The sequence below is a fragment of the Kitasatospora sp. NPDC034533 genome, assembly GCF_055575155.1.
The window spans coordinates 1-26849 of the sequence record NZ_JBVITE010000081.1 but is presented as its reverse complement, the minus strand read 5'-3'; the positions used below and the strand labels follow the sequence as shown (position 1 = coordinate 26849).

Genomic DNA, 26849 nt, shown 5'->3' with positions numbered 1-26849 from the left:
CGGACGGCAACACCCTCCGATTCAAGAACCCCCCCCCCCCCCCCCCCCACACCCCCCCCCCCCCCCCCCCCCCCCCCCCCCCCCCCCCCCCCCCCCCCCCGCTTCCGGCGTTCCCCGGCCCGCCGCGCGCGGCGATGGACACCGACGGGGACGGCACGGTCAGCAGGGAGGAGTTCCTCCGGGGCTCCACCGAGTTCTTCGCCGCCCGCGCCGACACCGCCTCGGGCACCCAGCTCCCCGGCCGCGCCTGGCTCGCCGTTCATCCCCGGCGCTGGTTCGCCGCCCGCCCCCGGTTCCGCGCCCGGCCGCCTAGCACGCGGATCGCGCCGGGGCGACCGGCTCGCGAACCTGTCAAGCGCCGGTTCGGCCAACAACGTCCGGCCATCCGCCCGGTCGTTCGTTGCCCCGGCCCCCGGAGCGTCCGCAGACTGTGCGGACCGCACCGCGGACCGTGACGCATCGCACAGCGCCGTCAGCCCACCCCACCTGCGATTCCGCCGTAAGGATGGGGGATACTGCTCCTTGTGAACGTGTTCACGTTCACAAGCGGACAAGCGCGCGCGCTCGGGCAACGGTCCCCGGCCATGGAAGAAGTTTGTCCGGAAGACGCCCGTCATCACGCGGGCAGGTTGGAGAGAGGGCGACGTGGAACTGGCAATCGCTCACGAGACCATCGCGCGATGGCAATTCGGCATCACCACCGTCTACCACTTCCTCTTCGTCCCGCTCACGATCAGCCTGGCCGCGATCGTGGCCGGTCTGGAGACCGCCTGGGTGCGGACGAACAAGGAGAAGTACTTCCACGCGACCAAGTTCTGGGGAAAGCTCTTCCTCATCAACATCGCGATGGGCGTGGTCACCGGCATCGTCCAGGAATTCCAGTTCGGCATGAACTGGTCCGACTACTCCCGCTTCGTCGGTGACGTCTTCGGCGCCCCGCTCGCGATGGAGGCGCTGATCGCCTTCTTCTTCGAGTCCACCTTCATCGGCCTGTGGATCTTCGGCTGGGACAAGCTGCCGAGGAAGATCCACGCCGCGTGCATGTGGATGGTGGCGCTGGGCACCGTGCTCTCCAGCTACTTCATCCTGGCCGCCAACTCCTGGATGCAGCACCCGGTCGGCTACGCGGTCGACCCGGTCACCGGCAAGGCGCAGCTGACCGACGTGGTCCGGGTGCTGTTCCAGAACACCACCCTGGTGGTCGTCTTCCACACCCTGACCGCCGCCTTCCTCACCGGCGCGGCCTTCGTCGTCGGCATCGCCTCCTTCCACCTCTGGAAGGCCAAGCGCAAGCCCGAGACCGCGGACCCGAAGCGGACCGCCGCGATGCGCACCTCGCTGCGGCTCGGCCTGGTGCTCGCGGTGATCTTCGGCGCGGGCACCGCGCTCAGCGGCGACACCCTGGGCAAGGTCATGTTCGAGCAGCAGCCGATGAAGATGGCCGCCGCCGAGGCGCTGTGGGACACCCAGTCGCCGGCGCCGTTCTCGGTCTTCGCGGTCGGCGACGTCAGCAAGGGCCACAACTCGGTGGCCCTGGAGATCCCCGGGGTGCTCTCCTTCCTCGCCCACAACGACTTCAGCTCGTCCGTCCCAGGCATCAACGACACCGCCGCCGCCGAGGCCGCCCAGCACGGTGGCGATCCCAAGGACTACATCCCGAGCATCTTCGTCACCTACTGGGGCTTCCGCCTCATGATCGGCTTCGGGATGACCTCCTTCCTGGCCGGCCTGATCGGCCTCTGGACCACCCGGAAGAAGCTCTTCCTGCACCCCGGGTTCCGCACCGGCGAGACCGAGGTGCCCCGGCTGATGCTCACCCCCAAGCGCGAGCTCGGCCCGCTCCTGACCAAGTGGAGCTGGCGGATCGGCATCCTGACCATGGGTTTCCCGCTGATCGCCAACAGCTTCGGCTGGATCTTCACCGAGATGGGCCGCCAGCCCTGGGCCGTCTTCGGCCTGATGACCACGGCCAGCGCCGTCTCCCCCAACGTCGGCATCGGCACCCAGGTCGGCGCCCTGGCCACGTTCACCGCGCTGTACGCGATCCTCGCGGTCATCGAGGTGCGGCTGCTGGTCAAGTACGCCAAGGCCGGCCCGGAGGTGACCGAGCAGCCGCCGGCCAAGGACCCGTCGCTGCGCGGCCCCTCCTCGGACGAGGACGCCGACAAGCCGCTCGCCTTCGCGTACTGAGGCCCCGGGACACTGCGGAACTGAGGATCTGACATGCAACTCCACGACGTCTGGTTCGTGCTGATCGCGGTCCTGTGGATCGGCTACTTCTTCCTGGAGGGCTTCGACTTCGGGATCGGCGTGCTGACCAAGCCGCTGGCCCGCAACACCGCCGAGCGGCGGGTGCTGATCAACACCATCGGCCCGGTCTGGGACGGCAACGAGGTCTGGCTGCTGACCGCCGGCGGCGCCACCTTCGCCGCCTTCCCGGACTGGTACGCGACGCTCTTCAGCGGCTTCTACATCCCGCTGCTGGTCATCCTGGTCTGCCTGATCGTGCGCGGCGTGGCCTTCGAGTACCGGCACAAGCGCGACGGTGCCCGCTGGCAGCGGAACTGGGAGGAGGCCCTCTTCTGGACCTCGCTCCTGCCGGCCTTCCTCTGGGGCGTGGCCTTCGCCAACATCGTGCGCGGCGTGGACATCGACGCTCAGAAGAACTACACCGGCACCCTCTGGGACCTGCTGAACCCGTACGCCCTGCTCGGCGGCCTGGTGACGCTCGCCCTGTTCACCTTCCACGGCTCGGTGTTCGCCGCACTCAAGACGGTCGGCGAGATCCGGGAGCGGGCCCGCAGGGCCGCGCTGCTGTCCGGGCTGGCGACCGCCGGGCTGGCGCTGGTCTTCCTGGTCTGGACCCAGGCGGCCCACGGCAACGGCCGCAGCCTGGCGGCGCTGATCGTCGCGGTGATCGCCCTGGCCGGCGCCCTGGTGGCCAACCAGCTCGGCCGGGAGGGCTGGGCGTTCTCGCTCTCCGGGGCGACCATCGTGGCCGCGGTCGCGATGCTCTTCCTGGCTCTCTTCCCGAACGTCATGCCTTCCACGCTGAACCCGGAGTGGAGCCTGACCGTCGGCAACGCCGCGTCCTCGCCGTACACCCTCAAGGTGATGACCGTCGTGGCAGCGGTCTTCACCCCGCTGGTGCTGCTCTACCAGGGCTGGACGTACTGGGTGTTCCGCAAGCGGATCGGTGTCCAGCACATCCCCGGGCACGACCCGGCCGCCCCGCTCGACCGGGCCTGACGCCGTGAAGCCGGTCGACCCCCGACTCCTCGGGTACGCCCGCACCACCAGGGTCTTCCTCGCCGGGTCCGTGCTGCTCGGCGCGGTCGGCGCGGCCCTGGTGGTCGCCCAGGCGAGTCTGATCGCCGAGATCGTCGTCCGCGCCTTCCAGCGCGGGGCGACGCTCGGCGAGCTGACCACGCCGCTGCTGCTGCTCGCCCTGACGGCGGTCGGCCGCGGGCTGGTCGGCTGGCTCACCGAACTCACCGCCCACCGGTCCGTCGCCCGGGTGAAGTCCACCCTGCGGCGCCGGCTGCTCGACCACGCCACCGCGCTCGGCCCGTCCTACCTGGCGGGCCGGCGCACCGGCGAGCTCACCACCCTCGCCACCCGGGGCATCGACGCGCTGGACGACTACTTCGCCCGCTACCTGCCGCAGCTGGCGCTGGCCGTGGTCGTCCCCGTGATCGTGCTGCTGCGGATCGTGGGCGCCGACCTCACCTCGGCCGCGGTCATCGCCGGGACGCTGCCGCTGATCCCGCTGTTCATGGTGCTGATCGGGATGGCCACCCAGTCCCGGATGGACCGGCAGTGGGACACCCTCGCCCGGCTCTCGCACCACTTCCTCGACGTGGTCGCCGGGCTGCCCACCCTCAAGGTGTTCAACCGGGCCCGCACCCAGGCCGCCACCATCGCCCGGATCACCGCCGACTACCGCCGGGCCACCCTGCGCACCCTGCGGATCGCCTTCGTCTCCTCCTTCACCCTGGAACTGCTCTCCACCCTGTCCGTCGCGCTGGTCGCCGTCACCGTCGGCTTCCGGCTGGTGGACGGCACCCTCGACCTGGAGACCGGGCTGCTGATCCTGGTGCTCGCCCCCGAGGTGTACTTCCCGATCCGCCAGGTCGGCGCGCTCTACCACTCCAGCGTCGAGGGGCTGACCGCCGCCGACGAGCTGTTCCGGGTCCTGGAGACCCCGCTGCCCGCCGCCGGCACCGTGCCGGCGCCGGACCTCGCGGGCGCCGTGATCACGGCCGACGGCCTGGTGGTCCGCCACCCCGGGCGGACCGAGCCCGCGCTGGACGGCGCCGGGCTGACCCTGCGCCCCGGGTCCAGCACGGCGCTGACCGGCCCGAGCGGCGCCGGAAAGTCCACCCTGCTGGCCGTGCTGCTCGGCCTCACCGCCGCCGACTCCGGCACCGTCCGGATCACCGCCGCCGACGGCCGCACCCACGACCTGGCCGAGCTGGACCCGGCGAGCTGGCGGCGGCAGATCGCCTGGGTGCCGCAGCACCCCCACCTGTTCGCCGGGACGGTCGCCGAGAACCTGCGGCTCTACCGGCCGGAGGCCACCGACGAGCAGCTGTGGGCGGCCCTGCGGTCCGCGCACGCGCTCGACTTCGTGACCGACCTGGCGGCCGTCCTCGGGGAGGACGGCACCGGGCTCTCCGCCGGGCAGCGCCAGCGCCTCGCCCTCGCCCGGGTGCTGCTCGCCGACGACCGGCCGCTGGTGCTGCTGGACGAGCCGACCGCCAACCTCGACGGCGCCTCGGAGGCGGCCGTGGTGGACGCCGTCCGGACGCTCGCCGAGGACCCGGCGCGCACCGTCCTGGTGGTCGCGCACCGGCCGGCGCTGCTGGCCGTCGCGGACCAGCGGGTACGGCTGGCGGGGGCCGCGGTACCGGTCGCCGCGGCACCGGTCGCGGCCCCCGCCCACAGCGGCCGCCCGACGCCCGCCCCCGCCGTCCCCGAGGAGCCCGGGGGCGACGGCGCCACCACCCCCCGGCTGGCGCTCTCGATCCTGCTCGGCGCCCTCGCCCTCGGCTGCGCCGTCGCGCTGATGGCCACCTCCGGCTACCTGATCTCCCGGGCCTCCCAGATGCCGCCGGTGCTCTACCTGATGATGGCCGTCACCTCGGTGCGGGCCTTCGGTATCGGCCGCAGCGTCTTCCGCTACGCCGAACGGCTGGTCTCGCACGACGCGGTGCTGCGCGCCCTCGGCACCCTGCGCGCCGCCGTCTACCGCCGGCTGAGCGCGCTCGCCCCCGCCGGACTGCCCGCCTTCCGGCGCGGCGACCTGCTCTCCCGGCTGGTCGCCGACGTGGACGCGATCCAGGACCACTACCTGCGCTGGCGGCTGCCGGCCGCGGTGGCGGGCCTGGTCGCGCTGGGCTCGACGGTGGCGGTGGCCGCCTTCCTGCCCGCCGCCGGGCTGGTGCTCGGCCTCGGGCTGCTGCTCGCGGGCGTGCTGGTGCCCGCGCTGGCCGCCCGCTGGTCGGCCGGTGCCGAGCGGCGCCAGGCCCCGGCGCGCGGCCGGCTGGCCACCACCGTGGTGGACGCCCTCACCGGCACCGCCGAGCTCACCGTGGCCGGCGCGCTGCCCGGCCGGCTGGCCGCCGTCCGCACCGCCGACGCCGCGCTGACCGGGCTGGCCGCCCGCTCGGCCGCCACCACGGCGCTCGGCACCGGGCTGATCGCGCTGCTCACCGGGCTGACGGTGACCGCCGCGGCCGCCGTCGGCGTCCAGGGGGTGCGCGACGGTCTGCTCGCTCCGGTCTGCCTGGCCGTGGTGGTGCTGACCCCGCTGGCCGCCTTCGAGGCCGTCACCGGGATGCCGCTCGCCGTCCAGGCCCGCCAGCGCAGCCGCGCCGCGCGGGCCCGGCTGGACGAGGTGCTCGACGCCGAACCCCCGGTCGGGGAGCCGGCCGAACCGGTCGCGCTGCCCGAGCGGCCGCTGCCCATCGCGGTGCGCGGGCTGACCGTACGCCACCCCGGGCAGCCGGTGGACGCGCTCGCCGGGGTGGACCTCGACCTCGCCGCCGGCCGCCGGATCGCCGTGGTCGGCCCGTCCGGCTCCGGCAAGACCACCCTCGCCCAGGCGCTGCTGCGCTTCCTGGAGCCGAGCGCCGGGACGGTGCGGTTCGCCGACGGCCGCCCGCAGGCCGTGGACAGCGGCGCGCTCGCCGGCGAGGACGTCCGCCGGGTGATCGGGCTCTGCGCCCAGGACGCCCACGTCTTCGACAGCTCGCTGCGGGAGAACCTGCGGCTGGCCCGACCGGACGCCGGGGAGGACGAGCTGCGCGCCGCGCTGGCCTGCGCCCGGCTGCTGGAGTGGACCGACGGCCTGCCGGACGGCCTGGACACCATGGTCGGCGAGCACGGAGCCCGGCTCTCCGGCGGCCAGCGCCAGCGGCTGGCCCTGGCCCGGGCACTGCTGGCGGACTTCCCGGTGCTCGTCCTGGACGAGCCCGCCGAGCACCTCGACCTGCCCACCGCGGACGCGCTGACCGCCGACCTGCTGACCGCCACCGAGGGCCGCACCACCGTGTTGATCACCCATCGGCTGGCCGGGCTGGACGACGACACGGTGGACGAGGTGCTGGTGCTGGACGGCGGCCGGGTGGCCGAGCGGGGCCGCTGGTCGGAGCTGCTCGCCGACCCGGACGGGCGGCTGCGCGCGATGTGGCGGCGGGAGCGGGAGGCCGACGGGCTGCTGGAGCCGGCGGGCCGGTAGCCGCGCCCGCCGGGCGCGGGTCCCGCGGCCGGTGGTCGCCCCTACCGCGGCCGGTGCCCGCCCCCTGCCCGCAGCGGCCTCCCTTGCCCGCAGCGGCCCCGCCGGACGCGCCGCCCTTCGGATGAAAAGCGTACAAACTAGGCTTTCTCCATGGACCCCACGCCGGACCTCTCCGAGACCACTGCCGAGCCGACACCCCACCGGGTGCCCGAGATCGCCTCGCTCGGGCTGGACACGCTGGTCACCGAGGTCGCCGAGCGCCTCCAGTCGGCCGCCGCCGTCACCGACCGGATGCAGCGGCTGCTGGAGGCGGTGGTCTCGATCGGGGCCGGGCTGGACCTGCACGCCACCCTGCACCGGATCGCGACGGGCGCGGCCGAGCTGGTCGACGCCCGGTACGCGGCGCTCGGCGTGATCGCCCCCGGCGGCACCGGGCTGGCGGACTTCATCCACGTCGGGGTCGACGACGAGACCGCCGCCGAGATCGGCGAGCTGCCGGCCGGCCGCGGCGTCCTCGGCGCGCTCATCGACCGCCCCGAACCGCTGCGGCTCTCCGACCTGCGCGCCGATCCGCGCTCCTCCGGATTCCCTGCGCACCACCCGTGCATGAGGACCTTCCTGGGCGTGCCGATCCGGGTCCGGGCCGAGGTGTTCGGCAACCTCTACCTCACCGAGAAGAAGGGCGGCGGCGCCTTCACCCCCGAGGACGAGCAGGTGGTGCACGCGCTCGCCGCGGCGGCCGGCGTGGCCATCGAGAACTCCCGGCTGTACGAGGAGGGCCGCCGCCGGGAGCGCTGGATCGCCGGCGCCGCCGCCGTCACCACCGCGCTGCTCTCCGCCGAGCAGGCCGAGACCGCGTTGACCGTCGCGGCCGAACAGGTGCGGGAGCTCGCGGACGCCGCGCTCGGCATGATCCTGCTGCCGACCGGCCCGGAGGGCGGCGGCGAGGGCGACGGACAGATGAGGGTCGCGCACGCCTCCGGCGAGCTGGCCGAGTTCCTCCGCGGCGAGCTGCTGCCCAGGGAGAGCTTCGCGGCCCAGCTGCTCGCGGGGGAGAGCGTCTACCTGGACGACATGTCCAGCGATCCGGCCACGGTGATCCGGCTCGCCCGCCGCTTCGGCCCCTCCATGGCCGTGCCGATGGTCGCCGCCGGACGGGTGCTCGGCGGGCTCTGCGTCTGGCGCCCCTGCGGCGCGGTGCCGTTCACCGAGAGCGAGAAGCAGCTCGCCGAGACCTTCGCCTCGCAGGCGGCGCTCGCCCTGCGGCTCGCCGAGGGCCAGCGCGACCAGCAGCGGCTGGCCGTCTTCCAGGACCGCGACCGGATCGCCCGCGACCTGCACGACCTGGTGATCCAGCGGCTGTTCGCCACCGGGATGATGCTGGAGAGCGCCGCCCGGCGGGCGATCGTCCCCGAGGTGAGGACGGGCATCGGCAAGGCGGTGGACGAGCTGGACGCCACCATCCAGGAGGTCCGCACCACCATCTACGCCCTCCAGCACGACAACCACGGCGACGCGCCGGACACCCTGCGCACCCGGGTGCTGCGGGAGGCCAGCCAGGCCGCGGCCGCGCTCGGCTTCAAGCCCTCGGTGAGCTTTGTCGGACCGGTGGAGAGCCTGGTCGGCGAGAAGACCGGCCGTCAACTGCTCGCGGCGCTGCGGGAGATGCTGTCCAACACGGCCCGGCACGCCCGTGCCTCCCGGGTCGGCGTGGAGATCGACGCGACCAGCCACCTGGACGAGAACGGCCGGCCGATCGGCGGTGACCCGGAGGCGCTGGACAGCGGTGGACGGCCGGGGGTGCTGCTGACCGTGACCGACGACGGGGTGGGCATCCCGGAGGGCGGCCGGCGCAGCGGCCTGCTCAACCTCACCCGGCGCGCCGAGGCACTCGGCGGTGACGCCTGGCACGAGAGCGGGCCGTACCGGAAGGGGACGATGGTGCGCTGGACGGCCCGGCTCTGACACCCGGTGACGGGGGCTTCGGCCCCGAACCAGTGAAAGTTAAACGAGAGAGAACTTCCCGACCAACAGCGCAAGTTGTGAACGTCCTGGGCTTTCGGGGCCTCCGTGTGCACACATAGCTTTGCTCCGCTCGGAGGGGAATCCGGAGGGCAACCGGACGGAGGGGGCAGTGAACGCTGCCGGCCGCGGTCACACCGCAGCAGGGGCAAGTCGAGGGGGGTTCCGCGCCGAACGGGCGGCGGACGGGCGCTACCGCTGGCAACTGAAGGCGCCCAACGGACGGGTCGTCGCGATCACCGCGGCCGCGTTCGAGACGGCCGGCGAGGCCGAGCGGGGCTTCGACGGCCTGCGCCTCGGGGCGGCCGAGCTCACCGCCCGGATCACCCACGTACGGGACGGCATCGGCTGGATCTGGGTGGTCCCGGGCTCGCGCACCCTGCCCGAAGTGCGGTCCAGCCGCGCGTACGAGCGGTACGCGACCTGCCAGAACGCCTTCCGCCGGTTCGTGGTGCTGCTGGCCAAGCAGCCGCCGCGCGAACTGCCGGAGCCCGCCGTGCCGTTGAGACGCCTCGATGGCCGCTGAGCGGCGCGGTCCGCGGCTGCTGATCGTGCCGACCGCCGACCGCGGCCTCGGCTGGGCGCTGCGGGCCGCCAACGGGCGGCCGCTCGGGGTCGGTGTGCGGACCTACCGGAGCGAGGACGAACTGGCCGACTCGGTGCGCGAGTTGCTGATCGAGCGGGCCGCGCTGCGCTGTTCGGTCGGGCAGGCCGAGGGGCGTCAGTGGGTCTGGGCCGCCTACCTGCCGGTGCGCAGCACCCGGCCGGGGGCGGCCGAGGCCGTGCCGGTCGCCCGCAGCGCGCGGGGGTACCTGCGGCGGGACCAGTGCCAGGCCGGGATCGACGGGTTCCTGGCCGGACTGCGCTGGGTCGGCCAGGAGCTGCGGCGGAGCGGACGGGACGGCCGCTGGCCGCTGTGAGCCGCCGAGGGCGCTCGGCCGAAGCGTTCGAGAACACGGCTGTCCGCCGGGTGACGGGCCGCCATGTCGGCTTTCCCACGGCGGGCGAGAGCCGGAACCCGTGCTTCCGGAACGTCCGCCTCCGCCGGCGCTCCGTCCGTTCTCCGGGTGCCTCCGTGCGCTCCTGGTGCGCCGCCGCGCCGTCCGTGCAGTTCCGGTGAAGGCCAGGTTTCCGGCAACACCCCGAGCAGCCTCCTGGAGAAGAACGTCGACCGGGTTCGGAGGCCCGGCCGTGCCCCTGTCACGTGCGCGCTGACCAGTGGCTAAACCTCGCCGAACCGATGAGTCGACATTCCCCGGCCGGAGTCGACCTCTCTTCCGGCGGAACCTCTCCGCCGGACAGGATCGGCACTGCCGGGGAGGCCGCAGCGGACGCGGCCACCGGCCCCGAACTCCCGACCGGAGTAAGGGTTTCACGCGATGTACGTCTCTCCCCCGGAGGAAGAGGAACATGCGTAAGACCGCTGCCAAGCTGCTCACCGTCGCCGCGCTGGCGACCTCCGTCGCCACCGTCGTCAGCGGCACCGCCGTCGCCGACCCGGCCGCCGGTGTCACCCCGCGCGCCATCGACATCGTGGGTGTCGGCTCCGACACGACCCAGACGGTCCTGAACCAGCTGTCGGTCGACTACAACGCCTCGCTGACCGACCCGAACGCCCCCCGTCTGTACAGCTGGGACGCGACCGGCACCTCGCCGATCACCACCAAGACCGGTGCCACCCCGATCGACCGCCCGAACGGCTCCGGCGCCGGCGTCAAGGCCCTGTCGGTCAACACCTCCGCCACTGTCGACTTCGCCCGCTCCTCGCGCGGCCCGGCGGCCACCGACGCCCACGGCCTGGACTTCGTCGCCCTCGCCAAGGACGCGGTGACCTGGTCCGCCCAGGCCAACGGCAACGCCCCGGCCTCGCTGACCCCCGCGCAGCTCAAGGCGATCTACCAGTGCGACCCGGCCGCCCGCACCTGGAACCAGATCGACCCCACCAAGCCCGCCACCAACATCCAGCCGTGGCTGCCGCAGGCCAACTCCGGCACCCGGTCGTTCTTCCTGACCGCGATCGGCAACCCGACCCTGGGCACCTGCGTGCAGGACGGCCCGGAGGAGAACGAGGGCACCGACAGCCGTCTGCAGAACCCGAACGTCATCTTCCCCTACTCCGTCGCCAAGTACCTGGGCCAGACGGTCGGCGGCCACGGCACCGCCACCGACGCCCCCGGCACCCTGACCCTGGGCAGCGTCGTCCTCGGCAGCACCCCGGTCGCCCCGGTGGCGAACGGCGTCATCAACAGCACCTTCGCCAACTCCGTCTTCGGCCGCGTGGTCTACAACGCCGTCCGGGACACCGAGTGGACCGCCACCGACGCGCACGGCAACGCGCTGCGCGCCATCTTCGGCCCCACCGGCTGGATCTGCACCAACGCGACCGCCAAGGCCGACCTCAAGAGCTACGGCTTCCTGGTCACCCCGGCCTGCGGCTCCTTCGTCCAGAGCTGACCCACTCCGCACCACCCGGCGGCCACGGGCTTCGTGCCCGTGGCCGCCGGCCCATCGCCCCGGTACGTGCGGAGAGGACAGGAAGATGACGACACGTGGGGTCAAGCTGGGCGCCGTGGTCGCCGTGCTCGCGTCGGTGCTCCCGCTCTGGGGCGGGCAGGCCGCGGCGGACCCGGGGACCCTTCCGGCGGCCCGGGACATCGTGGGCGTGGGCGCGCAGACCACCCAGGGCCTGATGGGCCGGCTCGCGGCCGACTACAACGCCTCGCTGACCGACCCGAACGCCCCCCGGCTGTACGGCTGGGACTCCACCGGACCCTCGCCGATCACGACCAAGGCGGGTGCCACGCCGATCACCCGGCCGAGCGGCGCCGGCGGCGGAGTGCAGGCGCTCCTGGCCACCACCAGTGCGACGGTGGACTTCGCCCGCTCCGACCGGCTCCCGCCGAGCCAGACCCCGCCTCCCGGCTACAGGTCCGTCGTGCTCGCCAAGGACGCGGTGACCTGGTCCGCCCAGGCGAACGGCAACGCCCCGGCGGCGCTCAGCGCGGCGCAGCTCAAGGCGATCTACCAGTGCGATCCCAACTACCGCACCTGGAACCAGATCGACCCGACCAGGCCGGCCGCCGCCATCAAGCCGTTCCTGCCGCAGGCCACCTCAGGCACCCGGTCGTTCTTCCTGACCGCGATCGGCGACCCGAGCGTGGGCGGCTGCGTGCAGGACGGCCCGGAGGAGAACGAGGGCACCGATGCCCGGCTGAACGACGCGAACGCGCTGTTCCCCTACTCGGTGGCCGACTACCTGGGCCAGACGGCCGGCGGCCACGGAACGGCGCTCGACAACCCGGGCACCCTGACCCTGCGCGGCGTCGTCATCGGCAACGGAGCGGTCGCCCCGGTGGCCAACAACCAGATCAACACCGTCTTCGCCGCCTCGTCGTTCGGCCGCATGGTCTACAACGCGGTCCGGGAGACCGAGTGGACGGCCAACGACGCGCACGGCAACGCGCTGCGCGCCGTCTTCGGCTCCACCGGCTGGATCTGCACCAACGCGACCGCCCGGGCCGACATCAAGAGCTACGGCTTCCTGGTCACCTCGGCCTGCGGGCTTTCCTAGGGCGTGTCCGACGCCCTGGCCCGACCCCAGAGCCGCCGGTCCTTCGACCGGTGTTCCACCAGCACCAACCCGGTTCCTCTCCCAAGGAGTTCAGCATGTCCCGTACCTCCGCCCGGCTGCTGGCCGGCAGCATCGCGGCCACCCTCGCCGTGACCGCCCTGAGTGGCGTGGCCGTCGCCGACACCGTGCCGGCTCCCACCGGCACCGCCGTGGCGACCGTGAGCACCGCCTTCGTCTCGTCCGCGGCGAAGAACGGCGTGGTGGTCCTGCCGCTGCCGGACGCGGGTGTCTCCTACAGCTCCGCCGAGGGACTCAAGGTCGACTTCCCGGTGACCGGCGGCTCGGTCAACCTGGTCGGCTACTACGGCGAGGTGCAGCTGGGCGGCAGCCTGCTGTTCGTCGACTACTTCACCGGCAAGAGCGTGCGCTTCAAGCAGCTGGCGTTCAGCGCCGACAGCTGGCGGCTGACCGGCGTGCCGGAGGGCGGCTCCGCTCCGGTCGAACTGCTCGCGCCGGCAGGGGTGTTGAAGACCTCGAAGAACGGAACCACCCAGACCCTGAACGCGTCCGACTTCACGGTGGACGCCGCGGGCGCGCAGTACCTGGACACCACGCTGAACACCAAGTTCTTCACCGACGGCCAGTCGGTGGGCTCCTTCTCCCTGACGGTCAACGGCTGACGCCGTCCGCCCCCGCGAGGCCCGCGCCGCCAGGTGCGGGCCTCCCCGTGTGCACCGGACAAGTGCCCTCCGGAGTCGCTGCGTTGTGCTCTCGTACACGTGGGCGACCGGATCCGGCCATGTGCGACGGGCCGAATGGATGCGTACCGGAATCGCCGGTCGCGCCCGCAGCCCGATCCCCCTCGCGCCGCGCACCCGGCGGCGCGGATCCGCACGGAGGTGCCCGTCATGAGAGTCCGATTGCCCGCCCGGAGAGAACCGGGGGGGTGGAGACGTCGCCTTCCGGCGGTCGCACTGGTGTGGTCGGTGGTGGTCGCGCTCGGCGTGGTGCCGATCGGCCTGGGCGCGGTGGCGCCGGCCGCTGCGGAGTCGGGGTCGGCCAAGACGGTGAAGGGGCCGCACGTCTGGCTCCCGGCGACCCAGTCGAAGGGGCCCGAGGGCAGCATCACCGTCTCCCAGACGAAGAACCTGACCAACCAGGTGATCCACGTGTCCTGGAGCGGGTTCACCCCGACCGTGGACCCGTTCGGCACGCCGGTGTCGGTGACCCCGGTGCTCGACCGCAACGCCCTCTACCCCGTCCGGATCTACCAGTGCCGGGGCGAGGACCCCAAGATCACGGACTGCTACGGGAGCACGCTGTACAACGCGGACCCGGCCAAGGGCTTCAACCAGAAGAAGCCGGCCGCCGGTCTGACCACACCCGACTTCTCCGTGAGCAACATGGTCGTCGCCCCGACCGGCACGGACGGCTCGGGCGCCGCCGACATCGAGGTCTGGACGTCGGCGCAGAGCCCGACGCTGGGGTGCGACGACAGCCACAAGTGCTCGGTCGTGGTCGTGCCGAACTACGGCGGGGACAGCATCGCGAGCTGGAACCCGACGGGCGACGTCGACTGCACCAACCACGACTCCGACCTGTACAACGACTTCGGCGGTCCCACGGCGAGTGACAGCGTCAACGGGATGCTCAACGTCTGGAACAACATGGCGACCAGCGAGCAGTGCGCGTGGGACAACCACATCGCCATCCCGCTGGAGTTCGCGGCCACCCCGTCCTCCTGCCCGGACCGGGCCGCCGACATGACGGTGGCCGGCCTGGAGATGGCGAACCGGGCCATGCAGCAGTGGCGGGCCGGCCTGTGCCACGGCGACGCGCCCCTCTCGCTCCAGTACAGCTCGGCGGGCGGGGAGCCGCAGGCCCGGGAGGACTTCCTGGGCGGCCGGAAGGACGTCGCGCTGACCGCCCGGCCGGACCGCCAGGCGCCGCCGCGGCCGTACGTCTACGCCCCGCTGGCGACGACGGGCATCTCGGTGGCCTTCGTGGTGGACGACCCGGCGTCCGGCCGGCAGATCCGCGACATGAAGCTCAACGCCCGGCTGCTGGCCAAGATGCTCACCCAGTCCTACGACCCGGACGGCGCGGACATCGCCTCGGTGCGGGGCAACCCCAACTGCGTGTTCGCGGACCAGGAGTTCCTCAAGCTGAACCCGCTGCCCGCCTCCTCCGGCCTGGCCTGGCCGCGGTTCTGCAACACCGGCAACTCCAGCCCGACGGTGGTCGGCGGTACCACGGACCTGGTGTACCAGCTGACCTCGTGGATCGCCTCGGACCCGGACGCGGTGCGCTTCCTGGACGGCGAGCCGGACCCGTGGGGCACCCACGTGAACACCTACTACCTGCGGCCCGCCTTCTCCGGGTACCCGGTCGAGTCCTTCATCCGGCAGGACTCCTCGGGCATCGTCGGCGCCACCAAGGACCCGTACGACCGCTGGAAGCAGTACGAGTGGAACCCGAACACCATGGGCCTGGGCGACATGGCGCGCAAGCTCCTCCAGAACACGCCCAACTGCACCAACGCGACGGTCTCCGGTGACGGCACCCACTCCGGCTGCCCCGCCATGCAGAAGGGTGAGCGGACGCTGTTCACCATCATGGACTCCGGCCAGGCGAAGGCCTTCTCCCTGCCCGAGGCCCAACTGCTCAACCCGGCGGGTCAGTTCGTCTCGCCCGACGGCAGCGGCTTCCAGGCGGCGGTGGCGGACATGCCGACCGACGCGGCCACCGGTGTGCAGCAACTGCCGTACGGCGTGGCCGACTCGGCCTTCTCGCGGGACCAGCGGGCCTACCCGCTGACCACCGTGCAGTACGCGATGGTGCCCACCCAGGGCGTGTCCCAGGCCAAGGCGGGAGCGATCTCGCAGTTCCTGAAGACCGTGACGACCAGCGGCCAGGTGTACGGCTTCGAGCCGGGCAGGCTGGCGGCGGGCTACCTCGCGCTGACCGGCGCGCAGCGCCAGCAGGCGCAGGATGCGGCCAAGCACGTGGAGACGCAGGACGGCAAGCTGCCCGGCAACCAGGTCGCCCCGCCGGCCCCGCCGGCCGAGGGCGGCGAGGGTACGAGCGGCACCGGGGGCACCACGCCCGACGGCTCGGGCTCGGCCGACGGCGGCGGCACCACCGGCGGCGGTCTCGGTGACGGCACGAGCGGCACCGGCCTCACCGGCGGCACCTCCGGCGGTCTGAGCGGCGACACCGGCACCACCGGCGCCGGCACCGCCGCCGCGGCCTCCGCGCCCGGTGCGAAGCCCGGGGCCACACCGTCCGCGAGCGGGGGCCCGCTGGCCGCCGCGCCGGTCGCGGTCGGCACGCCCGCGGCGGACCGCTCGGGCGCGGCCCGGCTGCTGCTCCCGGTGGCGCTGATCGGCGGCCTGGTGCTGCTGGTCGGCGGCCCGGCGGCGCTGGTCCTCGGCGGTACGCCGGCCGGGGAGCGGGCGCTGAACGGCCTGCGCGCCGGCTGGTCGCGGGTGCGCCGCCGGTTCTGACGCGCACGCCGTCGCACGACCCGGCGGGGCCGCCGTTCCGGCCCCGCCGGGCCACCCTCAGGGCCTGGGCTCAGCCCCGGCCTCCGTACCCGAGCACGGAGATGCAGCCATGACAGCCGCCGCCGAGCCCGCGGCATCGCCCGCCGGGGCGCCGGGCCTACCCGACCGCGGACCCGACACCGACGTTCCCCGCGTCATCACCGCCCCCGCCACCCCGGCCGACCGGGTGTTCCGCGGCGTGCTGCGGGTGGCCGGACTCTCGGTGTTCGCGATCATGGGATTGATCGCCTTCTTCCTGATCCTGCGCGGCACGGACGCCTTCCGGACGGCCGGCTGGTCCTTCCTGACCGAGCAGAAGTGGCAGACCGCCGCGCACAACTTCGGCATCGCCGCCGTCCTGCCGAACGGCCTGCTGATCGCCGTCATCGCGCTGGTCATCGCCGTCCCGGTGGCGCTGTGCACCGCGGTCTTCATCTCCGAGTACGCGCCGCCGCGGCTGCGCGGCCCGCTGGTCTCGCTGATCGACCTGATGGCGGCGATCCCCAGCATCGTCTACGGCCTGTGGGGCCTGTACTTCCTCCAGCCGCGGTTCGTCGGCTTCGTCCGCTGGCTGGCCAACCACCTGGGGGAGTACCTCCCCTTCCTCAAGGTGCGCACCGGCGACATCGGGACCTCCTACACCTCCTCGACCTTCATCGCCGGCGTGGTGGTCTCCCTGATGATCATCCCGATCATCACCTCGCTCAGCCGCCAGGTGTTCTCCCAGGCCCCGCAGGGCGAGCGGGAGGGCGCGTACGCGCTGGGCTCGACCCGCTGGGGGATGGTGCGCACCGTCGTCCTGCCGTTCGGCAAGGGCGGCGTGATCGGCGCGGTCATGCTGGGCTTCGGCCGGGCGATGGGCGAGACCATCGCCGTCGCGCTGATCATCTCCCCGAGCTTCAAGACCATCACCCACATCCTGGAGAACGGCGCCAACTCGATCTCGGCGCTGATCGCGCTGCGGTTCGGCGAGTCGGACAAGCTCTCGCTCTCCGCGCTGATGGCGGCCGGCCTGGTGCTGTTCGGGCTCACCCTGGTGGTCAACGTGGCGGCCGGCTTCGTGATCAACCGGTCCCGCTCCGGCGCCTCGACGGCGGACTGAGCATGACGCACCGTCAGACCGGCTGCCACCGGGCCGACCGCCGTCCGAACCACCGTGAAGGGACCACCCGATGACCACGCTCGACCTGCCGCCGGTCGCGGCGTCCGGGCCCGCCGCCGGCGGCCCGGAACCGGCCGCGCCCGCCGAACCCCGCCCCGAGAGGAAGGTCCGCCTCGGCGGCGTCACCTCCGAGGACGTCCTCACCGTGGCCGGTGCCCTGGCCGGCTCGCTCGCGCTGAACTGGATGCTCTACGAGCGGGTGCTGCCGTTCAGCGGCGCGTCCGGCTTCGTGCTCTGCTGGTACGCGCTGTTCCTGGCGGCCTACTTCGCGCTGGGCCGGCTCCAGTGGGGCACCCTGATGGTGCGCGAGCGCCTGGTGTCCGTGGTGGCGTGGAGCGCCGGCATCGCGGTCGTCGCGCTGATCGTCGACCAGATCGGCTTCGTGACGGCCAAGGGCGTGGAGGCGGCCCGCCACCTGAACTTCTTCACCGAGTCGATGGAGCAGACCGGCCCGCTCTCCCCGATCGACTCCGGCGGCGCGCTCGGCGCGATCGTCGGCTCGCTCGAACAGCTGGGCCTGGCAACGCTGTTCGCCGTTCCGCTGGGCATCGCCGCCGCCGTCTTCATGTCCGAGGTCGGCGGCCGGATGGCCCGGCCGGTACGGACCCTGGTGGAGGCGATGACGGCGCTGCCGTCCATCGTCGCCGGGCTCTTCGTGCTCGGCGTCGTGATCATCACCTTCGGCTTCGAGAAGAGCGGCTTCGCGGCCTCGCTCGCGCTCACCGTGATGATGATGCCGATCGTCACCCGGGCCTCCGAGGTGGTCATCCGGCTGGTGCCCGGCACCCTGCGGGAGGCCTCGTACGCGCTCGGCGGCAGCCAGTGGCGCACGGTGTGGAACGTCGTGCTGCCCACCGCCCGGCCCGGCCTGATGACCGGCGTGGTGCTCGGCATGGCGCGGGGCATCGGCGAGACCTCTCCGGTGCTGCTTACCTCCGGCTTCACCTCGCAGTTCAACGGCAACCCGTTCGCCGAGCACCAGGTGTCGCTGCCGCTGTACATCTGGAACTACGTCAAGCAGCCCTACGACGGGATGATCGCGCGCGGCTTCGCCGCCGGCATGACGCTGATGGCCGTGGTGCTGATCCTCTTCGTCACCGCCCGCGTGCTCGGCGGCCGGCAGCCCGGTCAGCTGACCCGCGCCCAGAAGCGGCGCCTCGACCGGGACGCCCGCCGGACGGAGCGCGCCGCCGCGGCCGCCGTCGCCCGCCCGTTCGCCGTCCAGCCGAAGAAGCAGTGATGTTCCGCACCACCACCCCCGGAACACCGGCACACCCGTCAACCACCCCCGGACCACCGGTCCACCGATCAACCACCCTCGGAACCAGAGGAGTTCACATGTCCTGGGAGGCCGCAAGGCGCTCCGTGGCCCGACTGGCGGCGGGGCTGCTGGCCCTGTTGCTCGCTGCGGCCTCCCTGTTGCTGGGGCAGACCGTCCCGGCGTACGCGGCCTCGGTCGCGCTCAACGCGGACGGCTCCAGCTGGGCCGGTCCGGCCATCGACCAGTGGCGCCAGGACGTCGGCCCGCAGGGCATCCAGATCAACTTCAACCCGATAGGCTCGGCGGCCGGCCGCAACGCCTGGAGCCTCGGGCAGGACGACTTCACCGCCTCGGACGTGCCGTTCCGCACCCAGGACGACACCGGCCTCAGCGGCGACCGCCGCAGCGGCGGCCAGGGCACCAAGGAGAACCCGGTCTACGGCTTCTCGTACGTGCCGATCACGGCCGGCGGGACGACCTTCATGTACAACCTGGTGATCGGCGGCAAGCAGGTCCGCGACCTGCGGCTGTCCCCCCAGACGCTGGTGGACATCTTCACCAACAAGATCACCAACTGGAACGACCCGAAGATCACCGCCGACTACGGCAAGGCCCTGCCGAACCTGCCGATCACCCCGGTGGTCCGCTCGGACGGCTCCGGCGCCACCGCCCAGTTCACCCGCTGGATGCAGCACACCCACCAGGGCCAGTGGGAGGCGTACTGCAAGGGCGTCAACGGCACCACCTGCGGTGACTACACCGAGTTCTTCCCGGCCTCCGGCCGGATGACCGCGCAGAGCAGTTCGGACACCGTCGCCGGCTACATCAAGGACCCGAACAACCTGGGCACCATCGGCTACGACGAGTACGCCTTCGCCAAGCGGAGCAACTGGCCGGTCGTGAAGGTGCTCAACTCGGCGGGCTACTACTCCCTGCCGACCGCCTCCAACGTCGCGGTGGCGCTCACCGCGGCGAAGATCCGCGGCGTCGACGACAACACCCCGTCGACCGACCCGAACTACCTCCAGCAGAACCTCGACGGCGTCTACACCATGGACGACCCGCGCTCGTACCCGATCTCCAGCTACAGCTACGTGATCGTGCCGCGCGCCGGGGCCTCCCAGCCGGTGCCGCCGCGGTTCAACAACGACAAGGGCTCCGCGCTCAGCCGCTTCCTGTCCTACGTGCTGTGCGAGGGCCAGGGCGAGGCGGACGGCCTCGGCTACTCGCCGATCCCGCGCGGCCTGGTCAAGGGCGGTCTGCTCCAGACCAAGAGCATCCCCGGCAACGCCAGCCCGGTGAACCCGGACACCCTCTCCAACTGCGCCAACCCGACCTTCAACTCGGCCGGTGAGCTCACCGTCCTCAAGAACGCCCCGATGCCCAGCCCGTGCGACAAGAAGGACGCGCCGGTGCCGTGCACCGTGCAGGGCGGCCAGGCCGTCAAGGCCGGCTCGGGCGGCGACGGCGGAGCCGCGGGCAGCGGCGGCGGCAAGAACGGCAACGGCGCGGGCGGCAGCGGCGGTACGGGCGGTGCCGGTGGCGCCGCCGGCGACCCGAACGCCGCGGGCACCGGCGGTGACCCGAACTCCGCCGGGGCCGCGGGCACCGGTGGCGACCCGAACGCGGCCGGCGCCGGCGACGGCACCGAGGAAGTGGTCGACCCGCAGACCGGCCAGGTGGTCGCCCGCGGCCGCGGCGGCGCCACCGAGGTGGCGGCCAACGTGGTCGAGGTCAGCGGCAGGCCCGAGGACTGGATGCTGTCCTCCCTCACCGCGGTGGAACTGCTCGCCGTGGTGCTCGTCCCGCCGCTGCTCGGCCGCCGGCTGCTGCGCCGCCGCAAGAGCTCGGACGGCGCCTCGTGACCGCCCCGGTGCTGGAGAAGCCGGCCGCCCGGCCCGCGCCGGTGCGGCCGCCCGGCCCCGCAGCGCCCGCCGGACCGGCCCGTCCGGACGTCTCCGCCTCGCGGCGGCGCTTCCTCCAGGGCGCCTGGGCGGTCAGCCTCGCGGCGGCGCTGGTGCTCGGCTTCGTCGGGTTCCTGTTCACGCTCTCGCACGTCCAGCAGCGGCACTACCAGTCGACCGCGTACAAGACCTTCCGCGACCAGTTGGCCCGGGCGGTCGCCCCGACCGGCGCCGCCGCCGACGGCGAGCCGGTGGCCCTGCTGGACATCCCGGCGATCGGCCTGCGCCAGGCCGTGGTGGTCGAGGGCACCACCGGCCGGGACCTGATGCGCGGCCCCGGCCACCGCCGGGACACCGCGCTGCCCGGCCAGCGCGGGGTCGCGGTGGTCTTCGGCCGCGGCGCCACCTTCGGGGCGCCGTTCGCCTCGCTGTCCAAGCTGCGGGTCGGCGACAAGATCGAAGCCACCACCGGCCAGGGCAAGTTCACCTACACCGTCAACGTGTACGGCGGCGGCGACCACCCGATCACCGACCCGGCCCCCAACCGGCTGGTGCTGGTCACCGGCGACTCCGACTGGATCCCCGGCTCCACCGTGCTGGTCGGCGCCCGGCTGGACGGCGACCCGGAGCAGAACCCCGGGGGCCGGCCCCGGACCGTCCCGTACGACAAGGCGCTGGCCGCGGACAAGGGCGCGCTGGCCACGCTCCAGCTGTGGTCGCTCGGCCTGCTCGGCACGGTGGCCGGCGCCCTGGTGCTGGCCCGGTACTGGCGGCGCTCGGCCGCGTACCTCAGCCTCGCGCCGGTGGCCGGCGCGCTGCTCTGGGCGGTCTACGAGAACGCCGCCGCCCTGCTGCCCAACCTCTACTGACGCGCGCCCGGAGGCCGTTCCGATGACCGACGCACCACTGACCGACACCCCGGCGACCGACCCGGTCGCCGACACCATCACCCTCCCCCCGGTCGCCCCGTACGCCGACGACCGGTACGCCGACGGCGGGCACCCCGACGGCGGGCACCCCGACGGCGGGCCGCTGGCCGGGCTGGAGACCCGGGACGTCTCCGCCTGGTTCGGCAGCCGCAAGGTGCTGGAGCGGGTCTCGCTGGCGATGCCGGCCGGCGAGGTCACCGCGCTGATCGGCCCGTCCGGCTGTGGCAAGTCCACCTACCTGCGGATCCTCAACCGGATGCACGAGATGGTGCGCGGCGCCGCCCTGGCCGGCGAGGTGCTGCTGGACGGGGACGACGTCTACCGGCCCGGGCGCCGCCCCGCCGAGGTGCGGCGCCGGATCGGGATGGTGTTCCAGCGGCCCAACCCGTTCCCGGCGATGTCCATCCAGGACAACGTCTCCAGCGGGCTCAAGCTGGCCGGGATCAAGGTGTCCAAGGAGGAGCGCCAGCACCTGGTGGAGACCAGCCTGCGCCGGGCCGGGCTCTGGGACGAGGTGTCCACCCGGCTGCACACCCCGGGCGGGGCGCTCTCCGGCGGGCAGCAGCAACGCCTGTGCATCGCACGGTCGTTGGCGGTCTCGCCGGACATCCTGCTGATGGACGAGCCGTGCTCGGCGCTCGACCCGACCTCCACCCGGCGGGTCGAGGAGACCATCGACGAACTGCGCGGGCGGCTGACCATCGTGATCGTCACCCACAACATGCAGCAGGCCCAGCGCGTCTCGCAGACCTGCGCGTTCTTCCTGGCCACCCACGACACCCCGGGGCGGATCGTCGAGGCCGGGCCGACCGAGCAGATCTTCGGCAGCCCGCGCGACCAGCGGACCTCGGACTACGTCAACGGGCGCTTCGGCTAGGCGGTCGCCTCGGCCGGACGCCGCTCCGGCCGGACGCCGCTCCGGCCACGGCACCGTCGGGGGCGCGCCCGGGGGCCCCAGGCCCGCTCGGGCGCGCCCCGGACGGCTCTTCGGGGCCCGGGCTTCAAGAATCAGGCCCGCTCGGGCGCGCCCTGGAGGCCGAGCAGCCCCTCCAGCACCGCCGCGACACCGTCCTGCTCGTTGCTCACCGTGTGCCGCGGCACCGCCGCCAGCACCTGTGGGTGCGCGTTGGCCACGGCGTACGCGGTGCCGGCCCAGGCCAGCATCTCCAGGTCGTTCGGCATGTCGCCGAAGGCCACCACCTCGCTCCGGTCGATCCCGTGCCCGGCGCACCAGCGGGCCAGCGTGCTGGCCTTGGTGACGCCGGGCGCGCTGATCTCCAGCAGCGGGATCGCCGCCGAGCGGGTGATCTCGGCCAGGTGCCCGGCGGCCTGCCGGGCCTCGGCGAGGAACGTGTCCGGGTCGAGGTCCGGGTGCTTGGCCAGCAGCTTGAACAGGCCTCGGACCGGGCCCTCGGCACCCAGCAGCCGCTCCGCCGGGCCGACGTGGTGCTCCAGTTCGTCGCCGCCCCACATCGGCACCGCGTACCCGGCCTCGCGGGCCCAGCCGTCCGGGTACTCGAAGGCGAAGGCGGTGCCGGGCAGCTTGGCCCGCAGCGCCTCGACCACCGCCAGGGTGGTCTTCACCGGCAGCGGGAAGGTCTCCAGCAGTTCGCCGCGCCGCACGTCCACCACCGCGCCGCCGTTCGAGCAGATCGCCACCCCGTGGCCGCCGATGTGCGGGCTCACCTGCTGCATCCAGCGCGGCGGGCGCCCGGTCACGAACACCACCTGCACCCCGGCCGCCTCGGCCGCCGCCAGCGCCGCGGCGGTGCGGTCGGAGACGGTGCCGCCGGAGCAGAGCAGGGTGCCGTCCAGGTCGGTGGCGATGAGGCGGGGCGCGGTACGGGGTTCGGTCACCGGTCCATCTTCGCCCATCGGCGCCGGCTGGTCACCGGCGGCGGCGTGCGGTCGGCGTCCGCCCGCGCCGTGATCAAGCCCTTCATGCGCCGTTTCCGGCCGATCCGCCCGGCTCCGGGGTGCCCGCCCGGCCCCGGCGGGCATGGAACGGGCACGGCCACCCCGTCGGCAGGAAGAGCCATGCCCACACGCCAGCTCCGTGACCAGCCGTCCCCGACCGCCCACCCCGACCCCCGCGCCGCGCAGGCCCCCGACGCCTCGCGCGACCCGGTCCTCCTCGGCGACGTCCTCTTCCACACCCTCGCCGAACTCGCCCGCCGCACCTGCGCGCCGTCCCTCCCCGCCCAACGCACCCGCCCGCACCCGTAGCGCGCCCCGGCGGCAGCCGTCAGCCGAGCTGGGCGAGGCCCTCGGTGGCGATCCTCTCGAACACGGCGAGGTCGTCAGCGAGGGCCAGCGCGCCATGATCCACGCGATGGCGCGTTCACTCTCGGGACACTCCCTGCGCACCCACGCCAAGCTCCACGACATCAGCCGCACCCGGCTCTCGCTGGCCAACACTGTTGTCAAGAACGCCCCCGACCTCGCCGAACAGGTCCGCCTCGGCACGCTCGGCCTCGACGCCGCCAACGACCTCATGCGCCAGCGCAAGACCGAGGCCGACGCCATCCAGGCCCAGCACGACCACCTGCTCCGGCACGCCCCCGACCTCGCCACCCAGGTCACCGAGGGCCACCTGACCCGCGAGGCCGCCACCGCCGCCCTCAACCAGCGACTCGAAGAGCAGCGACTGCGCGCACGGGTCGAGGAGATCGACGCGATCCGCCGCGCAGACCGCGACCCTGGACCGGCCCTCGCAGAGCTCGCCAGCCACGGCGACATCGACTGGCACCAGGCCCACCAGCGCGCCGAGGACTACCTTGCCCAGCGAAATGCCGCCATCAGCCGTGACCAGCAGCACCTGACCGCCATCGCCGACGGCTGGACCGTTCTGCGCAACCTTGCCCGCTGCCCCGACAGCGCCTACGCCACCGCCGTCCTCGACGGTCTCGCCCCGGACGCACGCTCCCTCACCGGCCACCTCATCGCGCTCGAAGCCCAGCCCGAGGAGGCGCAACAGCAGAGCTAACCCACCCCGCTCGCGGGCCAGCCGACCTGCTGAGATGTCGGTTTGATGTCGTCTGCGGCGGCCGGGAACCATCCCGGCCGCCGTGCGTCTTGTGTGCTTGCAACCGTCACCCGACACGGAAGAGGGCACCACTTGACCGACTACGAACCCACCTTCCACGAGCCCCACCGCAGCGTCATCCGCGCCGTCCCCCACCCCGGTGAACTCGACGCCCGCGGCATCCCCATCATCTGCCCCACCTGCCGCGCCCACCGCGACTGGCTCCTCCTCAACGTCCGCCACCAGGTCTTCGTCCGCTGCCGCTGCGCCACCGAATGGCACGAGCCGGACCTCACCCATGCCTACTTCGACCAGCACTTCAGCGCCCCAGAACAAGAGTGGGACGAGTGGGACGACTTCGACACCGCCATGAGAGCACTCGCCTTCGACGGGCTCCTCGCCGGAACGACCTGGAACCTGGACTGAGGTCCACGCCGCTCCCGCCGCTGTTCACCTCTGACGCTTGCCGCGTCCCGCCCGGACGAGCGAGGACAGCGGGGCACACGGACGGCGCTTCGGCTACCGGCGGAGGTTGACCTGGATGACGGCGTGACGGCCGTTGGTGCGCCACGGCGTCCCGGCGCTGTCGAGCCGGGCGACGGTGGCGACGTCGACGCCGACGATCACGTCCGATTTCAGCGTCCGCAGCGCCGTGACGGCTGAGGGGAAGTGGCTGGCCACCTCGGTGAACGCAGTGGTGGGCGGCCACAGCTGATCGCCCACCAGTCGACGGTAGTTGAGGTCGCCCTTGAGGATCGTCATCGTTGCGCCGGTGAACTCGGACCGGAGGTCGGCGGGCATGTCGTGGAACGACAGTGGTGCGCAGAAGAACGGGTGCGTGCAGATCACGAGCGCGCCGCTGTTCATCGCTCGCCACAGCCGTTCGCCGATCGTCGCGGCAGCCGCCGTGGTGGCGGTGCGCAGGCGCTCGACGGTGGCGAGGACGTCGGCCGTCGTCGCGTCCGACACGTAGTACGGCTGCGGCTTCACGTACACGACGACCTGTGCCGCCAGGCCGGAAGCCAGGAGGTGGTCGACCAGCACCAGGTCCGGCAGGAGTTCCCGGCCGGCGTTGTCCGCGATGATGCAGACGCGCCCACCTTCGGCCCGCTCCAGCTCGGCCCAGAGCGACTCGCTGTCGTCGGCCACCAGGTCGGACGCGATCGCTCCTCCGGCCTCCGCCGTGATCTGGAAGCTCAGGTCGGCTCGGTTGCCCCAGAGCGCCGAGGAGAGAAGCGCGGCGGCCCGCTTGTCGGTGAAGGCCGAGGGCAGGTCGCCGAGGGCCGCCAGTTCGTCGTCGACGGCCGGGCCGGCCAGTTCGGCGGTCTTGAACGGTGCGAATGGGTCGATGCCCTGCCAAGTCCCGGGCCGGAAGTAGCCGGTGGCTTCGAGCAGCCTGCGGTAGAAGTAGCTCTCGGCCCACAGGAACGGCGCCTCGCCCCACGGCTGTCCGAACAGACCCTCACCCCACTCCAGCCACTGCTGGTGATCGTGGGCACGGGTGCTCAGCGGTTGCAGCACACCGCTGATGCTCTCGGCGAGGAGGTCCTCGACCGCGGCCCGCTCGCCCGGTCCGTACGGCAGCGCGTCGAGGACCTGCTGAATGAGCTTGGGGTGACGGTCGTGGAAGACACCCCAAGCGAAGGATCCGGGGACACCGCTGCGGATCACAGGTGCAGTCATCAAGGTCGGGCTCGTCTCTCTGATCGGCATCTCAGCTGACAGCTTTCCAGCCCCACGGGCGTGGACCGTTCTGCCCTTGCAGGCAGGAGAGACGGTAGTGAGCTTCCGCCCGGTGTCGAGCCGGATCGGCCGCCGCGTGCTGGAGAGCGAAGCAGGTGACCCGGAGCTCACGGATACTCCGCAGCACCGGGTAGCCGGCCCAGGTCATCACGTCGGCACCGTACGCCTCGCAGAAGGCGGTGTACTCGCTGTCCGAAACGGTTCCGAAGGTGCCGAAGCCGACGGCGGTAGCGGTGAGGTCCCACTCGGGAGGCCCCAGGGAGGTTCGTTCGAAGTCGAGCAGGTAGGTGGTGGTCGGTGTGACCGCCACGTTGCCGCCCCACGCATCACCGTGAATGACGCTCGCAGGTAGGCCCGGCGGGAGGCTCAGCCACGCCGCCTGGAGCTCTGCCAAGCGGTCGCGCAACCAATGCCGCTGGGTGTTGTCGAGGGTGGCGGCCCCGTCGATCCTGACGGCCAGCCGAACAAACGGGTCAAGCTGGCCCAACGGGAAGTCAGGAACGGAAAGCTTGTGGACCCGCTGCAGGAGCGGCGCGATGTCGGCAGCGGTTCCTGGCCGGTGCTGGGGTAGCTCGTGCCAGAAGGTCACGGGGTTGTTGTCGACATCCACTGGCTCCCGCAGATGTTCGAGAGGGCGAACTGCAGGCACCCCGCAGTCGCGCAGCCAGCGTGCGACCGCCAGTTCGCGTCCGGCGGCAGCCGACTGCCCTGGGCGGCTGATGCGAGCCACGATCCCCAGCGGCAATCGCCACAGCGCGTTCTCCCCGATCCGGATCGGTTCGGCTCCCGCTGCGGACAGACCGACCGTCGCGCACGCCTTGAGCAGTAGGGCGTGGGAGTCCTCGGTGTTGCTCATTAGAGGACCATCCCTTCTGCAGCCCTCTTCGGTAGGGTTGTGACCTCTCGGTCCCGGTGGGTGCATGGCCAGTGTCGCGAGCCGTTCGA

21 protein-coding genes are annotated in these 26849 nt (G+C 72.8%); 18 read left to right on the top strand and 3 right to left on the bottom strand.

What is annotated here, in order from left to right; all coding sequences use genetic code 11:
* The first annotated feature begins 645 nt into the window (after positions 1-645).
* From ACZ55U_RS35015 to ACZ55U_RS34945, 15 genes are all read left to right on the top strand, one after another.
* The gene (locus ACZ55U_RS35015; protein ID WP_465532898.1) at positions 646-2190 is read left to right on the top strand and encodes a cytochrome ubiquinol oxidase subunit I; all 1545 of its coding nucleotides are present in this window, start codon (positions 646-648) and stop codon (positions 2188-2190) included.
* Positions 2191-2223: 33 nt separating this feature from the next.
* Positions 2224-3249 carry a cytochrome d ubiquinol oxidase subunit II gene (gene cydB / locus ACZ55U_RS35010; protein WP_465532896.1) on the top strand — a complete coding sequence of 342 codons (1026 nt, stop codon included), beginning with the start codon at positions 2224-2226 and terminating at the stop codon, positions 3247-3249.
* Between the two features lie 4 nt (positions 3250-3253).
* Positions 3254-6742: a thiol reductant ABC exporter subunit CydD gene (gene cydD, locus ACZ55U_RS35005; protein WP_465532894.1), complete on the top strand. Its 3489-nt coding sequence runs from the start codon at positions 3254-3256 to the stop codon at positions 6740-6742.
* 291 nt (positions 6743-7033) lie between these two features.
* Positions 7034-8707, top strand: coding sequence for a GAF domain-containing sensor histidine kinase (locus tag ACZ55U_RS35000; RefSeq protein ID WP_465532904.1), 1674 nt, complete (start codon positions 7034-7036; stop codon positions 8705-8707).
* A 169-nt stretch (positions 8708-8876) separates the two neighbouring features.
* Positions 8877-9290, top strand: a complete 414-nt coding sequence (locus ACZ55U_RS34995) for a YegP family protein (RefSeq protein ID WP_465532892.1) — start codon at positions 8877-8879, stop codon at positions 9288-9290.
* Complete coding sequence (locus tag ACZ55U_RS34990; RefSeq protein ID WP_465532890.1) at positions 9280-9684, top strand: hypothetical protein; 405 nt, start codon at positions 9280-9282, stop codon at positions 9682-9684. The genes ACZ55U_RS34995 and ACZ55U_RS34990 overlap by 11 nt, the downstream gene beginning before the upstream one ends.
* 490 nt (positions 9685-10174) lie before the next feature.
* Positions 10175-11218, top strand: a complete 1044-nt coding sequence (locus tag ACZ55U_RS34985; RefSeq protein ID WP_465532888.1) for a PstS family phosphate ABC transporter substrate-binding protein — start codon at positions 10175-10177, stop codon at positions 11216-11218.
* Between the two features lie 85 nt (positions 11219-11303).
* Positions 11304-12335, top strand: a complete 1032-nt coding sequence (locus ACZ55U_RS34980) for a PstS family phosphate ABC transporter substrate-binding protein (RefSeq protein WP_465532886.1) — start codon at positions 11304-11306, stop codon at positions 12333-12335.
* A 95-nt stretch (positions 12336-12430) separates the two neighbouring features.
* Positions 12431-13015, top strand: a complete 585-nt coding sequence (locus ACZ55U_RS34975) for a hypothetical protein (RefSeq protein ID WP_465532884.1) — start codon at positions 12431-12433, stop codon at positions 13013-13015.
* Positions 13016-13321: 306 nt separating this feature from the next.
* Entirely contained in the window at positions 13322-15841 is a 2520-nt protein-coding gene (locus ACZ55U_RS34970) for a hypothetical protein (protein WP_465532882.1), read from the top strand.
* A 109-nt stretch (positions 15842-15950) separates the two neighbouring features.
* The gene (gene pstC, locus ACZ55U_RS34965) at positions 15951-16982 is read left to right on the top strand and encodes a phosphate ABC transporter permease subunit PstC (RefSeq protein ID WP_465532880.1); all 1032 of its coding nucleotides are present in this window, start codon (positions 15951-15953) and stop codon (positions 16980-16982) included.
* A gap of 70 nt (positions 16983-17052) precedes the next feature.
* Positions 17053-18282 carry a phosphate ABC transporter permease PstA gene (gene pstA, locus ACZ55U_RS34960; protein ID WP_465532878.1) on the top strand — a complete coding sequence of 410 codons (1230 nt, stop codon included), beginning with the start codon at positions 17053-17055 and terminating at the stop codon, positions 18280-18282.
* 98 nt (positions 18283-18380) lie between these two features.
* Positions 18381-20168 (top strand): substrate-binding domain-containing protein, encoded by a 1788-nt coding sequence (locus ACZ55U_RS34955; protein ID WP_465532876.1) that lies wholly within the window; start codon positions 18381-18383, stop codon positions 20166-20168.
* Positions 20165-21076, top strand: coding sequence for a sortase (locus ACZ55U_RS34950; protein ID WP_465532874.1), 912 nt, complete (start codon positions 20165-20167; stop codon positions 21074-21076). The genes ACZ55U_RS34955 and ACZ55U_RS34950 overlap by 4 nt, the downstream gene beginning before the upstream one ends.
* 22 nt (positions 21077-21098) lie before the next feature.
* The gene (locus tag ACZ55U_RS34945; RefSeq protein ID WP_465532872.1) at positions 21099-22013 is read left to right on the top strand and encodes a phosphate ABC transporter ATP-binding protein; all 915 of its coding nucleotides are present in this window, start codon (positions 21099-21101) and stop codon (positions 22011-22013) included.
* 131 nt (positions 22014-22144) lie between these two features.
* Here ACZ55U_RS34945 and ACZ55U_RS34940 read toward each other — a convergent pair whose 3' ends face one another.
* On the bottom strand, positions 22145-23011 hold the full coding sequence (locus ACZ55U_RS34940) for an HAD family hydrolase (protein WP_465532870.1): 867 nt from the start codon (positions 23009-23011) through the stop codon (positions 22145-22147).
* A gap of 162 nt (positions 23012-23173) precedes the next feature.
* Here ACZ55U_RS34940 and ACZ55U_RS34935 point away from each other — a divergent pair, with 162 nt between their 5' ends.
* The 3 genes from ACZ55U_RS34935 to ACZ55U_RS34925 all read left to right on the top strand — a co-directional run bounded on the left by ACZ55U_RS34935 (position 23174) and on the right by ACZ55U_RS34925 (position 24587).
* Positions 23174-23362: a hypothetical protein gene (locus ACZ55U_RS34935; RefSeq protein WP_465532868.1), complete on the top strand. Its 189-nt coding sequence runs from the start codon at positions 23174-23176 to the stop codon at positions 23360-23362.
* A 106-nt stretch (positions 23363-23468) separates the two neighbouring features.
* Positions 23469-24122, top strand: coding sequence for a hypothetical protein (locus ACZ55U_RS34930; RefSeq protein WP_465532866.1), 654 nt, complete (start codon positions 23469-23471; stop codon positions 24120-24122).
* Positions 24123-24254: 132 nt separating this feature from the next.
* Positions 24255-24587, top strand: coding sequence for a hypothetical protein (locus ACZ55U_RS34925; protein ID WP_465532864.1), 333 nt, complete (start codon positions 24255-24257; stop codon positions 24585-24587).
* 93 nt (positions 24588-24680) lie between these two features.
* On the opposite strand, the gene ACZ55U_RS34920 is transcribed toward ACZ55U_RS34925, so the two are convergent.
* Both ACZ55U_RS34920 and ACZ55U_RS34915 read right to left on the bottom strand, forming a co-directional pair.
* Positions 24681-25844, bottom strand: coding sequence for a damage-control phosphatase ARMT1 family protein (locus ACZ55U_RS34920; RefSeq protein ID WP_465532862.1), 1164 nt, complete (start codon positions 25842-25844; stop codon positions 24681-24683).
* A 31-nt stretch (positions 25845-25875) separates the two neighbouring features.
* Positions 25876-26760, bottom strand: a complete 885-nt coding sequence (locus tag ACZ55U_RS34915) for a phosphotransferase family protein (protein ID WP_465532860.1) — start codon at positions 26758-26760, stop codon at positions 25876-25878.
* Positions 26761-26849: the final 89 nt, after the last annotated feature.